Source organism: Luteimonas sp. Soil_C_5, from assembly GCF_057656615.1.
Window position 1 is genome coordinate 164,327 of record NZ_JBDGKA010000002.1, and the last position, 13,672, is coordinate 177,998.

Annotated in this window: 8 protein-coding genes; 3 read left to right on the forward strand and 5 right to left on the reverse strand. The window is 68.9% G+C overall.

What is annotated here, in order from left to right:
- Nucleotides 1-567: 567 nt before the first annotated feature.
- Together uxaC and AC3A5K_RS05150 are read left to right on the forward strand one after the other, a co-directional pair.
- Nucleotides 568-1,992, forward strand: coding sequence for a glucuronate isomerase (uxaC, locus tag AC3A5K_RS05145; RefSeq protein ID WP_487616448.1), 1,425 nt, complete (start codon nt 568-570; stop codon nt 1,990-1,992).
- Nucleotides 1,993-2,065: 73 nt separating this feature from the next.
- Nucleotides 2,066-3,268 carry an endo-1,4-beta-xylanase gene (locus AC3A5K_RS05150; protein WP_487616449.1) on the forward strand — a complete coding sequence of 401 codons (1,203 nt, stop codon included), beginning with the start codon at nt 2,066-2,068 and terminating at the stop codon, nt 3,266-3,268.
- 329 nt (nt 3,269-3,597) lie between these two features.
- Here AC3A5K_RS05150 and AC3A5K_RS05155 read toward each other — a convergent pair whose 3' ends face one another.
- The 5 genes from AC3A5K_RS05155 to AC3A5K_RS05175 all read right to left on the reverse strand — a co-directional run bounded on the left by AC3A5K_RS05155 (nt 3,598) and on the right by AC3A5K_RS05175 (nt 12,423).
- Entirely contained in the window at nt 3,598-5,058 is a 1,461-nt protein-coding gene (locus AC3A5K_RS05155; protein ID WP_487616450.1) for a mannitol dehydrogenase family protein, read from the reverse strand.
- On the reverse strand, nt 5,055-6,728 hold the full coding sequence (locus AC3A5K_RS05160; RefSeq protein WP_487617055.1) for a glycoside hydrolase family 43 protein: 1,674 nt from the start codon (nt 6,726-6,728) through the stop codon (nt 5,055-5,057). Before AC3A5K_RS05160 ends, AC3A5K_RS05155 begins: the two co-directional genes overlap by 4 nt.
- Before the next feature lie 169 nt (nt 6,729-6,897).
- Nucleotides 6,898-8,157, reverse strand: a complete 1,260-nt coding sequence (manD, locus tag AC3A5K_RS05165; RefSeq protein WP_487616451.1) for a D-mannonate dehydratase ManD — start codon at nt 8,155-8,157, stop codon at nt 6,898-6,900.
- A gap of 88 nt (nt 8,158-8,245) precedes the next feature.
- Nucleotides 8,246-10,249: a sialate O-acetylesterase gene (locus tag AC3A5K_RS05170; protein ID WP_487616452.1), complete on the reverse strand. Its 2,004-nt coding sequence runs from the start codon at nt 10,247-10,249 to the stop codon at nt 8,246-8,248.
- Nucleotides 10,246-12,423: an alpha-glucuronidase family glycosyl hydrolase gene (locus AC3A5K_RS05175; protein WP_487616453.1), complete on the reverse strand. Its 2,178-nt coding sequence runs from the start codon at nt 12,421-12,423 to the stop codon at nt 10,246-10,248. The genes AC3A5K_RS05170 and AC3A5K_RS05175 overlap by 4 nt, the downstream gene beginning before the upstream one ends.
- 98 nt (nt 12,424-12,521) lie before the next feature.
- On the opposite strand from AC3A5K_RS05175, the gene AC3A5K_RS05180 reads away from it, so the two are divergent.
- Entirely contained in the window at nt 12,522-13,583 is a 1,062-nt protein-coding gene (locus AC3A5K_RS05180; RefSeq protein ID WP_487616454.1) for a LacI family DNA-binding transcriptional regulator, read from the forward strand.
- Nucleotides 13,584-13,672: the final 89 nt, after the last annotated feature.

Consider the following 13,672-nt stretch of genomic DNA (forward strand, 5'->3'; position numbering starts at 1 on the left):
CGCTTGCTCTGGGTTCTGCTTCGCCCGTGGCCTCTGCGAGAGCTCGGTATCCCGGTGAAGGACAGGGCTTCCGCGCTGTCGCGCGGCTTACTTTTGTCTTGCCAAAAGTAAGCACGACAGTGCGAATGCACTGGCGAACGGCGGAGCCGGCCCGAAGGGCGAGCGCCAAGGGCGCGAGTCAAAACGCCGTCGCCGGACGCGATCCGATGCGATGGAGCCGCATCGGTTCCCTGCGCTTCTCGGCCGACGGGGCACGCAGCCCAAACTCGCTGCGCTCAAACATGGGCTGCTCTACGGCCCCGCCGCCCTGCGATGCTCGGCTCGCTTTACGGCTCGATCAGATCAACAGCAACGGTAACGGCAACAGCAACAGCAATGTGTGCGCGGCCAGAGCGCCGCCGGACAAAGCATCGACTGACCGCGGCGCTCGATTGAAGCGGGCATTGCAGCCCCTGGGCCCGCACTTCACGAACGTCAGACCCGACATCGCGTCAGGCGTCCTACCCCAATCACGACCCTGATCTGCTTGCGCAAGCACACATCCACACTTTCGACCCGAGCCCCACCATGACGCACGCCCCTCGCCCGCTCACCCTGCACGCCGACCGCCTGTTCCCGTCGGACCCGACCCAGCGCGCCATCGCGCGGCGGCTGCATGCCGAAGTCGCCGGGCTGCCGATCGTCAGCCCGCACGGGCACACCGATCCGGCTTGGTTCGCCGACAACGCGCCCTTCGCCGATGCGACCGAGCTGCTGCTGGTGCCGGACCACTACGTGTTCCGCATGCTCTACAGCCAGGGCGTGGATCTCGACGCGCTGGGCATTCCGCGGATCGACGGGTCACGCGTGCACGTCGATCCGCGCGGCGCCTGGCGGCTGTTCGCGGAGCGCTACACGCTCTTCCGCGGCACTCCATCGTCGATGTGGCTGGACCATGTGTTCCATGACGTGTTCGGTCTGCGCCAGCGGCTTTCAGCGGGCACCGCGGACGATTACTACGACACGATCACCACGGCGCTGCAGACGGCGGACTTCCGGCCGCGCGCCCTGTTCGAGCGCTTCAACATCGAGGTCATCGCGACCACCGAGTCGCCGCTCGATCCGCTGACGCACCACGCGACGATCCAGTCCAGCGGCTGGTCGGGCCGCGTGGTCACGGCCTATCGGCCGGATCCGGTGATCGATCCGGAACACGAACAGTTTCCAGACGCGCTGCGTCGCTTCGGCGAGATCACCGGCGAGGACGTGTACGACTGGAGCGGCTATCTGCGCGCCCATCGCCAGCGCCGCGACTTCTTCGCCGCGCATGGCGCGACGTCGACCGACCACGGCCATCCGACGTGCGCGACGGCGGACCTGTCCGAGGCCGAGGCGCGCCGGCTGTTCGACACCGTGGTGCGCGGCGCGGCGACGCCGGTCGAGGCCGAACTGTTCCGCGCGCAGATGCTGACCGAGATGGCCAAGATGAGTCTCGACGACGGACTGGTGATGCAGATCCATCCGGGCTGCTTCCGCAACCACAACCGCGACCTGTTCGCGCGCTACGGCCGCGACAAGGGCGCCGACATTCCGTTGCGCACCGACTACGTGCACGCGCTCAAGCCGCTGCTCGACCGGGTGGGCAATGTACCCGGTTTCACCCTGATCGTGTTCACGCTCGACGAGAGCACCTACGCGCGCGAACTCGCGCCGCTGGCCGGTCACTATCCCTGCCTGTTCCTCGGACCGGCCTGGTGGTTCCACGATGCGCCCGAAGGCATGTGGCGCTTCCGCGAACAGACGCTCGCCAGCGCCGGCTTCTACAACACCGTCGGCTTCAACGACGACACGCGCGCGTTCCTGTCCATCCCCGCGCGGCACGATGTCGCCCGCCGGGTGGACTGTGCATTCCTCGCCAAGCTCGTCGCCGAGCACCGCATCGACGAGGACGACGCCGCCGAAGTCGTCGTCGATCTCGCCTACCGCCTGCCGAAGCAGGCCTACCGGCTGTGACGCCGTGCGCCCCGCGCACGACGTCGGGGCCGCACGCGGCCTGCCGCTTCTTCGCCGTCACAGGAGATTCCCCATGACCGGACGCATCCGCCCTGCCCTCGTGCTGCCGCTGCTGCTCTTCGGCCTAGCCCCCGCATCGGGCGCCGAGGTCGCGCGCACAACGCCTGCAGCCGCGCCCACATCGGCGACCACGCTCAAGGACGCCTACCGCGACGCTTTCATGTTCGGCACTGCGGTCAACGACGACATCATCGCCGGACGCGATCCACGCACGGAGGCGCTGGTCCCGCGCCACTTCAATGCGCTCACCGCCGAGAACGTGATGAAGGCCGAAGTGCTGCATCCGCAGCCCGGCGTCTGGGACTTCGCCGCCGCGGATGCCTTCGTCGCCTACGGCGAGCGCCACGGCATGTATCTGATCGGCCACACCCTGGTGTGGCACAACCAGACGCCGGGCTGGTTCTTCGAACGCGACGACGGCACGCCCGCAACGCCCGATGCGATGGCCGAGCGCATGCGCGCCTACATCGAGGTGGTGGCGGGACGCTACGCCGGCCGCGTCGATGCCTGGGACGTGGTCAACGAGATCATCGGTGAGGACGGCGCCTACCGCGACACCGTATGGACGCGCGCCTTCGGCGGCGACGGCGACGCCGTGGTCCGGCATGCGTTCGAGGCCGCCAGCCGCTACGCGCCCGACACCGCGCTGTACTACAACGACTTCAACACCTGGCGACCGGAGAAGCGCGCCGGCATCGTGCGCATGGTGAAGATGCTGCAGGACGCCGGCATCCGCATCGACGGCATCGGCATGCAGGGCCACTGGGGGCTCAACTACCCGGCGATCGAGGAGATCGAAGCCTCGATCGATGCCTACGCCGCGCTCGGGGTCAAGGTGATGATCACCGAGCTGGACGTCGACGTGCTGCCACTGACCCGCGAAGGCCAGATCATCGGCACCGGCATGGCGCATCCGCAGTTCCAGCTGCCAGAGTTCAAGCGCTACCTCGATCCCTACCGCGATGGCCTGCCGGCCGAGGTGCAGCAGCAACTCGCCGACCGCTACGCCGAGCTGTTCCGCCTGTTCCACCGCAAGCGCGACGTCATCGACCGCGTCAGCGTCTGGGGCGTCGAGGACGGCATGTCGTGGAAGAACGACTACCCGGTGCCGGGCCGGATCAACTACACGCTGCTGTTCGATCGCGACCACCAGCCCAAGCCGGCGCTGGATGCGGTGCTGGCGGTGCCGGTGCCGGTGGAGGCGACGGCGCGTTGACTGGAGGTAAGCGAACGAGATCCGCACCGCATAGGTGCGCAACTGTGCTCGCAGCTTCTGGCTCGTCGCTCGTTCGCGAGCACGCGCTGCGCCGCACGCATCAGGATCCTCTGAACATGTCCTTCATTCCCGCGAAGGCGGGGCTTTTGACGGACGCACGTTCGGTCATCCATGACTTCGAACCTGCGAACAGCAACGTCCCTGGATTCCCGCCTTCGCGGGAATGACGGAAAGAAGCCTTTCAGACGGCGGCAGCGCCCTGACGCCGGCGGACCCGTCGCAAGTTCATCGGCCGAGCGACCGGACCACAGACGCACGACGCGCACACCTCACGCCGTGACGAGCGCCTGCGCGACCGTGTCGGGCGTGCCCGTTCCCAGTGACGCATACGCACGCACCAGCGCATCGACAACCCGCGCGTCGCCGGCCACCGCACCGAACATCGGCTCGACCGACAGCAACGCACTCACATCGTGCGTGGCATCCCCCGTCATCGCGACGCCGATATCCGCAAGCGGCTTCGCCATCGGATCGTTCAACGCGACGCCCGCCTGCGCCTGGCGCCAGACGAAATGCATCCACCCCGCGATCGGCAGGCACAACCGCTCGATCGGACGCCCCGCCGCCAGCGCATCGTCGATCGTGCCGAGCAGGCGGACCGGCAGTTTCTGCGAGCCGTCCCAGGCGATCTGGCCCAGCCGGTGCCGGATCGCAGGATTGCGGAAGCGAGCAAGGATTGCGCCGATGTAGGTCTGCACGTCGAAGCCGTCCATCGCCGCGAGCGTCGGTGCGATGTCCTCGCGCATCAGGCGTTCGAGATACGCCGACAGACCGGGGTGTCGCATCGCCTCGCTGACGGTCTCCAGTTCCAGCAGCAGGCCGAGATAGGCCAGCGCGCTGTGCGGTCCGTTGAGCAGGCGCAGCTTGGCGCGGTCGAAGCCGGCGATGTTGTCGCTGAGGATCACGCCGGCACGTTCCAGCGGCGGACGCCCGTTGCAGAACGCGTCTTCCACCACCCACTGCGTATAGGGCTCGCGCTGCACCGGCCAGGCATCGTGCAGGCCGAGCGCGGCATCGACATCGGCGCGCAGCGCGTCGTCCGTGGCCGGGGTGATGCTGTCGACCATCGAACGCGGGAAGCGTGTGTGGGTGTCGATCCAGTCCGCCAGACCGGGGTCGATCTCGCGCGCGTAGTGCAGCACCGCGCGTCGCAGGCGCCCGCCGTTGTCGGCGAGGTTGTCGCAGCTGAGCACGGTCCAGGCCGGCAGCCCCTGCGCGCGTCGCAGCGCAAGACCGGCGACGATGTAACCGATCGCGCTCGATGGCGCATCGGGCGTGTCGAGATCGCGGGCGATGTCCGGATGCGCGAGGTCGACGCCGTCCGCGGACAGGCAATAGCCCTTCTCGGTGACCGTCAGCATCACTAGGCGCACGTCGGGATGGGCCAGGCGCGCCAGTACCGCGGCGCGTTCGTCGGCCGCGCACAGCACCTCGCGCAGCGCGCCGATCACGCGCACCGACGGACCACCGTCGAGCAGCGCCAGCGTGTACAGCCCGTCCTGCGGCCTCAGCGCATCGCGCACGTCTGGATTGCGCAGCGAGACGCCGCAGATCGCCCAGTCCGGATCGTCGGCGAGCAGGTCGTCGATGTAGACCGCCTGGTGTGCACGGTGGAACGCACCGACGCCCAGATGGACGATGCCGATGCGTGTGCGCGCGCGATCGAAGGCCGGCCGCGCGACGGTGGGCGGCAGGCTGGCGAGTGTTGCATCGGACAACCGCGCGCTCATCGTTCGTCCCGTGCATAGGGCCCGAGCGTCGCGCCGACGAAGCCGCCCGCGTGGTCGGTGCTGAGCAGGGTGGCATCCGCGCCGTCGAGCAGCGTCTGCCAGTCGTCCGCATCACCGGCGTACGCGAACGAAATCCGACCGGCGTCGCCGCTGATGCGCAGGCGCAAGGTATCGGCGACGGGCATGGTGCGGGTCGCGAGGACTTCGCTGGGGCGTCCGGTGCCCGTCGCGCGTTCGACGAAGACTTCCAGTCCATCGCCCGCGTCGCGCCGTGTGCCGATCAGATACCAGTGGTTGCCGCTCTGAAACGCGGCGAGACCTGCGACCACACCGAGCGCCGGTGGGGCGAGTGCGGTGCTGGCCTCGAAGACGAGATGCTGCTGGCGGCGGCCGAGGAACGCGGGATTCTCCAGTGTGTCCAGGCCCTCGCGCAGCGGATGGATCGCGAGCTGTCCCGGATGCGAGCGCAGATCCGCCCAGTCGCGCTTGGGCACGCGCACGAACATCCACTCGCGCTTGAGCGCAGTCGTATCGAACTCGTCGCGCCATGTGAAATTCCCGGTCATCGGCGCCTGCTCCGCGGCGCCCTGCATCCACGACGGCGCCGGCAGCGTGTACGGAATGGCCGCGTGCGGCGGCAGGATCGTCGGCCAGCCATCGGTCCAGGTGACCGGCAGCAGGAAGGTCTCGCGTCCGGTGTTGTAGTGACGCACGTCGTAGTTGCGGCTGGCCAGGAACACGGCCCACCAGCTGCCGTCCGGTCCTTCCACCAAGTCTGCGTGGCCGGCGTTGGCGATCGGCAGGTCGCGGTCTTCCGGCAGGTCGCGCTGGGTCAGGATCGGGTTGTGTGCATAAGGCACATACGGGCCCCAGACATCGCGGCTGCGCAGCACCACCTGCGAATGCTGCGGCCCGGTGCCGCCCTCTGCGTTCGACAGCACGTACCAGCCGTCGACCTTGTAGATGTGCGGGCCTTCGATCCAGATCGGGTTCTCGTCCGGCTTCACGCCGCCGTCGACCAGCACCTTGCGCGGTCCGAATGGCTTCAGCGTGTCGATGTCGATCGCCTGCAGCCAGATCGCGCGGTGGCCGTCGTAGCGCACGGGCACGTCCGGTTCGTCATTGTTGAGGATGTAGGCGCGGCCGTCATCGTCGAAGAACAGCGAGGGATCGATGCCGCCGATGCCCGGCAGCCAGACCGGATCCGACCACGGCCCGGCCGGATCGGTCGCGGTGACGATGAAATTGCCGCCGGCATCGACCGAGGTGTTGACCACGTAGAAGGTGCCGTCGTGATACTCAATGGCCGGCGCGAACACGCCGCGCGACAGGCCGAGTCCGTCGAAATCCAGCTGCTCCGGCCGATGGATCGCGCTGCCGACCTGGGTCCAGTGCACCAGGTCCTCGCTTTCGAATACGGGGATGCCGGGAAAGTAGGTGAACGTGGAATGCACCATGTAGAACTTGCCGCGCGCCGCGACGATGCTCGGATCGGAGTGGAAACCCGCGAGGATCGGATTGCGGAAATGGCCATCGGGCAGCGGCGTGTCGAAGGCGCGGTCACGGCCGGTGTATTCGAACCAGTCGAACAGGACGGGCGCGGAATCGGCGGTTCGGGCGAAGGCGCCTGCCGGCAATGCGAGCGCGGCGAGCAGCAAGCCTTTGGCGATGATCGCGAACGGAACATGCCGTCTTTCCCGCGAAAGCGGGAACCCGGCGACGTTCGCTCTGATGCGGGCGAAGACACTGGATGACCCACCGCTCGGCCGTTGCCCCCCCCGCTTTCGCGGGCATGACGGAATGCTGGAGTCCTCGATATCGGCAAGCATTTCGCGCTCCTCACCAGTCCCACATCGCGCCGTCTTCGAGACGGGCGATCGGCAATTGTTTCGGCGCATAGGGATACTTCGCCGCCAGCGTTTCATCGATCTCCACGCCATGACCCGGCGTGTCGCCGACATGCAGCCGGCCATCGCGGAACACGTAGTCGTGCGGGAACACCGCGTTCGCCTCGTCGCTGTGGAACATGTATTCCTGGATGCCGAAGTTCGGCACCCAGGTATCGAAGTGCAGCGCGGCGCCCATCGTCACAGGCGACAGATCGGTCGCGCCGTGGAAGCCGGTGCGCACCTGGTGCAGGCCGGCGAAATCCGCGAGCCGGCGGATGTGGGTGATGCCGCCGCCGTGCACGATCGTCGTGCGGATGTAATCGATGAGCTGGTGCTCGATCAGGTGCTTGCAGTCCCAGATCGAATTGAACACCTCGCCCACCGCCAGCGGCGTCACCGTGTGCTGGCGGATGATCTCGAACGAACGCTGGTTCTCGGCCGGGGTCGCGTCCTCCATCCAGAACAGACGGTAGGGCTCGAGCTCGCGTCCAAGGCGCGCGGCTTCGATCGGCGTGAGCCGGTGGTGCACGTCGTGCAGCAGTTCGACGTGGCTGCCGTGATCTGCACGCACGCGCTCGAACAGCGCCGGCACGGTCTCCAGATAGCGCGGCGTATTCCATTCGGTCTCGGCGGGCAACGCGCTCTCGGCCGGTTCATAGGGCTTGCCGCCGGTCGAGATGCCGTAGGCCTTCTTGACCCCCGGCACGCCGCACTGCGCGCGCACGGCGAGAAAGCCCTTGTCGATGTAGTCGCCGACCGCGTCACTGGCCTCGGCGATGTCGCGACCGTTGGCGTGCGCGTAGACCAGCGCGCCCTCGCGCGAACGGCCGCCCAGCAGCTGGTACAGCGGCAGGCCGGCCATCTTGCCGAGGATGTCCCACAGCGCGACGTCGACGGCGGCAATCGCGGTCATCGTCACCGGGCCGCGTCGCCAGTACGCGCCGCGATAGAAGAACTGCCACATGTCCTCGATGCGGCCTGCGTCGCGGCCGATGAGGTTGGGTACTACGTGGTCCTGCAGATACGAGGCCACCGCGAGCTCGCGGCCGTTGAGCGTGGCGTCGCCGAGGCCGGTCACGCCCGAACGCGTGACGATCTTCAGGGTCACGAAGTTGCGGCCGGGACAGGTGACGATGACCCGCGCCTCGACGATCTCGCGATCGCGCGACGAGCTGTGCGGGTTTGGATCGTGGGCACTGGAGGTCGACATGTGGATTCTTCCGGAGCGGTCGGACAGCGATGGGAGTGGACGGACCGGCGCGGGCGGCAGTGCAGTGCCGCGCGTGCAGGTCACGCGTTCAACGGATCTCGATCTCGAACGGACCGGCCGGCAGGTCCGCTGCATCGAACAGGTTCACCAGCGGCGCGTCGGCCCAGGCATGGCGGACGCGCACCGCTGCGGGCACGTCGTCCGCGCGCAGGCGCACGCGATTGCCGTCGATCCGCGCGTCGACGAACCGGCAGCTGCCAGCATCCGCGCCGCACAACTCGAAGCCGATCGGCCCGGCGGCACCGTGCGCCATCAGCCGGCCGTCGACATCGGAAAAATCGACGATGACGGTATCGCCCTCGCGCCAGGCCCGGCGTGGCACCGGACCCGAGGGCGCGATGCGTTCGCCGTAGACGGCATGCCGCGCTGCGCGGGCGAGGCGCTGGCCGAGCGCCTGCTTGTTCGGCGGATGGATGTCGTGGCGGTCACCGATGTCGATCGTCACCGCGAGCGCGCTGTGCGGATCATCGGCGACGGCCCGCTGCGCCTCACGCAATGCGGCCCAGTCGCTGTCGCCGGCTGCATCGGCGGGCGTGCCGTAGTTGGCCAGCTGCACGATCAGGAACGGCAATGCGGGATCGCCGAAGCGCACCCGCCAGTCGTCGCGCAGGCCGCGCAGCAGGGCGGCGTAGGCATCGGCCTCGAAGGTGTTGGATTCACCCTGGTACCAGAGCATGCCGCGCAGGTGCAGGCCCGACAGCGGCGCGATCATGCCGTTGAACAGCGTCGACAGACCCGCGGCGGACTGCCACGGTGCGCGCGGCGGCGAACCGACCGCATTCGGCACCACGCGATACCGCCAGCCGCCATCGAACGGCACCGTGCTGCCATCGGCGAATTGCAGGAAGTGCGCGGATTCCGGTCCGGCCAGCCCGCCCTCGCGATAGGTATCGAGCACATTGACGACGATCTGGTTGTCGCCCGCCCGCAGCAGACCTTGCGGCAGCGCATACGCGCGCGGCGTACCGGCGCCGTAGGTGCTGCCGACCGCCTGGCCGTTGACCCAGGTCGTGTCCATCTCGTCGGCCGGGCCGAGCACGAGGGTCGCGTCCTGCGCGGCCTGTGCACCGGTCAGCGCGACCTGCGTGCGATACCAGAGCATGCCGTCGAACGCGGCCAGCTCCGGCACGCCCCAGCGCTCCCAGGCGCCGAGATCGCGCGGCGCATCGTGCCAGTCGGCGCCTCCGGCCTGACCGTCCCAGGGGCGATCGTCGGCCGCGATACCGGGCCGCTGCTGCCACCAGCCGGTCCATACCTCGCCCCAGCGCGCGAGGGCGGCTTCGGGATCGGTGGCATACAGCGCCAGCACGTCGAGTTCGGCGTCGAAGCCGCCGCCGGCGCGCAGCGCATCGGCGCTGGTCCAGGCCTGGATGCGCGAGCCGCCCCAGGCCGCGTTGATCAGCCCCATCGGCACGTCGACGGTCTGCTGCAGTTCACGCGCGAAGTACCAGCAGGCCGCGGAGAAATCGCGGATCGAATCGGAGGTCACGGTCTGCCAGTGCGTGTCGGCGCCGAAACCCGTCTGCGGCACCGCGTTGCCGGTCTGCGGCACGGTCAGCAGGCGGATCGTGTCGCTGGCCGCGCCCGCGATCTCGGCGCGCGCATCCAGTGAGCGCCAGACCTGCAGTTCCATATTCGACTGGCCCGAGCACAGCCAGACATCGCCGACCAGCACATCGTCGACCGTGCGAGACACCGTGCCGGCACGCGCCGTCAGACGGTGCGGACCACCGGCCGGCATCGCGGGCAGTTCGACCTGCCACCGGCCGTCCGCATCCACGCGCGCGCGGCGCTGGTGACGCCCCAGCGCCACCTGCACGGTCTCGCCCGGCATGGCCTCGCCCCAGACCCGGATGGGCTGGTCGCGCTGCAGCACGGCGTGATCCTGGAACAGCGGATGCAGCAGCGTCGCCGCGGCGTCGTCGGCCCACGCCGGGACAGCCGGCGCCAGCGCCAGCAGCAGCGCCGCCAGACCCCAACGGACGCGCGCGCCACCGGGACCGCGTGCGGGCACCGGGCCGGCGCGTGTCACTGGGTATCGCCCGGCGCGTGCGGAAATTCCAGCGCCTTGTAGTAGGCCAAGGGATGCGGCGGCGCGGCGCTGCCCGCCGGCAACGGCCGGCCGGAGATCGACTGGAAGTAGGCGACGCTGGCATCGCGCCACCACTGCGCCTCGTCCTGCTGGATCGCGAGGAACGCGGCGACCTGCGCGTGCCGCGCCGGATCGATGCGGCCGTCGAGACCGTCCCAGGTGGCGCGCATGCTGCGCACGCTGTCGACGCCGCGGTCGTAATGCAGCACCAGTTCGTCCCACAGCGGGCGCCCGCTCTGCATCGGGTGATCCCAGGGCACGTGGTGGAACCACAGCAGCAGGTTCTCGGGCGTCTGCGCGACGTCGTCGAAGACCGCCGCCACCGGCGGCGCGTACTGCGACACCGCGTTGCTGCCCGCGCGCGTGCGGTCGAAGCCGATGCCGTCCGCATCCGCGCGGTGGAAATACACCGAGGTCCAGTCCGCGCGCGGACCGCCTTCCACCCACGGCCCGGGGCCGTAGTGATGCCCGCGCCCCATCACGTGATGCAGCCCGAGCGCGCCGGTGTAGTCCACCACCGCTTCGCGCGAGGCCATCATCATGCCGACGACGGGTTCGACGACGGCCGGATCACGCGAAAACGTCATCCGCGTCCACTCGACCGCGATGTCGCGCGACGACAGTCCGGGATCCCAGGCCAGGCGGCCATAGGCGTACCAGTTGGCCTGGTCGAAGTGCGAGCCGCTCCAGTTGCGGTCACTGCCGATGTTGGCCACGCCGGCGATGCCGGTCAGGGCGTGCCCGTCGAGCGATCCGTCGAGCACGCGCGCGACCGTCGAACCCGGGCCCTGCACCTGCGTGTCCGCATCCAGCACCTCCTCGTACAGCGGGCCCTTGTAGGCCAGGTGCGTGGCGAAGCCGAGATATTCCTTGGTGATCTGGAATTCCATCATCAGCGGCGTCTTCGGCATTGCACCGAACAGCGGATGGAAGGGCTCGCGCGGCTGGAAATCGATCGCGCCGTTCTTCACCTGCACCAGCACGTTGTCGCGGAATGTGCCGTCCAGCGGCACGAACTCGTTGTAGGCCTGCTTGGCGCGGTCGACCGGTTCCTCGTCCGAATAGACGAAGGCGCGCCACATCACGATGCCGCCGTGCGGCGCGACCGCGTCGGCCAGCATGTTGGCGCCCTGCGCATGCGAGCGGCCGTAGTCCTGCGGACCGGGCTGGCCTTCGGAATTGGCCTTGACCAGAAAGCCGCCGAAATCGGGAATGGTCGCGTAGATCTCATCGGCCTTCGCGCGCCACCAGCGCTGCACGCCGGCGTCGGTGGGATCGGCGGTGTCGAGGCCGCCGATCTCCATCGGCGCGCTGAAACGCGCGCTCAGATAGACCTTCATGCCGTAGGGCCGCAGCACGCCGGCGATCGCCGCGACCTTCTCCAGGTACATCGGCGTCAGCACCTCGGCATTGGCGTTGACGTTGTTGAGCACCGTGCCGTTGATGCCGATCGAGGCATTGGCGCGCGCGTAATCGGTGTAGCGCGGGTCGAGCCAGCCGGGCAGACGGTGCCAGTCCCAGATCGACTGGCCGGCATAGCCGCGCTCCACATAGCGATCGAGGTTGTCCCAGTGGTTGAGCACGCGCACTGCGAGCCGCGGCGCCTCGCGCACGTCCAGGCCGTCGAGCGGCTGGCCGGTCTGCAACAGGCGCAGCACGTGGAACGCCCCGTACAGCGCGCCGACGTCCGTGTTCGCGGCGACGACGGTCGTCGCATGGCCGTCGACGACGGCGCTGCGCACGCGATAGCCCTCGTCGCCCAGCCCGTCGAGATCCAGCCCCAGCCGCGCGATCTGCGGCGAGGACGCCGGCGTGCCAACCAGCAGCGCACCTGCGCGCGTGACCGATGCACCCGCGGCCGGTGCCGCACCCTGCACGCCCGCCAGGCCGCGTCGCAGTTCGTCACGTGTCGCCGTCTGCACCTCGGAGTCCGCCGCGGCCACCAGCTGGGTGATGCCCGAGGTCGAATCCTGCGGCACGTAGCGCAGCCACAGGTCGTAGCCGTCTTCGGCCTGCGCGGCGGACGCGCACAGCAGGACCAGCGCGCACAGCATCGACGCGAAGATATGGCGGTAACGGCGCGTATCGCCGCTGCAATGGGTTAGCGGTAACATTCTCGGCATATGGATTCCCCGTACGGAAACGGCTTTCATGCGTGTGTGCCCGCGCGCAGCGGGCCGATCCCCTCGCCTGGCGAGTGAAGGAGCGAGCGTTGGAGAAGACGAAAAAATCGGTCCGCCGCAAGACGCGCGGTGTGACCATCGCCGAAGTGGCCGCCCTCGCCGGCGTGTCGCCGATGACGATCTCGCGCGTGGTCAACGGCCAGGGCAAGGTGCGCGACTCCACCCGCGAACGCGTGATGCGCGCCGTGCGCGAGCTCAACTACACGCCCAACCTCGCCGCCAGTTCGCTGGCCGCGGCCCAGCACACGCGCATCGCGCTGGTCTATACCAACCCCAGTGGCGCCTATCTGCGCGAACTGCTGGTGGGCCTGCTGCGCGTGGCCTCGGGCACCGCGATCCAGCTGGTCATCGACTACTGGGACGAACTCGACGCCGATGCCGAGCGCAAGTCCGCGCGGGCGCTGGCCAAGCGCGTCGACGGCGTGATCCTGCCGCCACCGCTGTGCGAATCGCGGGCCGCGGTGACGGAATTCGTGCGTGCAGGCGTGCCCGTCGTCGCGATCGCATCGGGCCACTTCAGCGACGACATTTCCTGCGTGCGCGTCGACGAGTTCCGCGCGGCCAAGGAAATCACCGAGCACCTCATCGAACGCGGTCACACGCGCATCGCCTGCATCAAGGGCGGTACGTATCTCAGTGCGACCGCACGCCGCTTCGAAGGCTTCAAGGCCGCGCTCGACGAGGCCGGCATCGCGCTCGATGCGGCGCTCGTCCAGCAGGGCGACTACACCTACCGCTCCGGCCTGACGGCGACGGAAAAGCTGCTGGGCCTGCGCAAGCCGCCCAGCGCGATCTTCGCCAGCAACGACGACATGGCCGCGGCCGCGATCTCCGTTGCCCACCGCCGCGGCCTCGACGTGCCGCGTGACCTCTCGGTCGTCGGCTTCGACGACAGCTCGGCCGCGACCACGGTGTGGCCGGAACTGACCACGATCAACCAGCCGATCGCCTCGATGGCGAACGCGGCGATCGAAGTCCTGGTACGCGGCATCCGCCGCAACGACAGCAGCACCCGCGTGCTCACCGACCATGTGGTCGCGCACCGGCTCATCGCGCGCGATTCGGTCGCGCCGCCGCGCCGTCAGAAATAGACGGCGCGTGCGCAGGACCGGAGCCGCCGCGCATCCGGAAATCCTTCCGGTATCTGCGATGGCGGCCCCCGTCCCCATGTCCCCGTGGC

Excerpts from the sequence above, each read along its gene's own strand:
- uxaC (WP_487616448.1), top strand. The coding sequence starts at position 568 with ATGACGCACGCCCCTCGCCCGCTCACCCTGCACGCCGACCGCCTGTTC.
- AC3A5K_RS05150 (WP_487616449.1), top strand. The coding sequence starts at position 2,066 with ATGACCGGACGCATCCGCCCTGCCCTCGTGCTGCCGCTGCTGCTCTTC.
- AC3A5K_RS05155 (WP_487616450.1), bottom strand. The coding sequence starts at position 5,058 with ATGAGCGCGCGGTTGTCCGATGCAACACTCGCCAGCCTGCCGCCCACC.
- manD (WP_487616451.1), bottom strand. The coding sequence starts at position 8,157 with ATGTCGACCTCCAGTGCCCACGATCCAAACCCGCACAGCTCGTCGCGC.
- AC3A5K_RS05175 (WP_487616453.1), bottom strand. The coding sequence starts at position 12,423 with ATGTTACCGCTAACCCATTGCAGCGGCGATACGCGCCGTTACCGCCAT.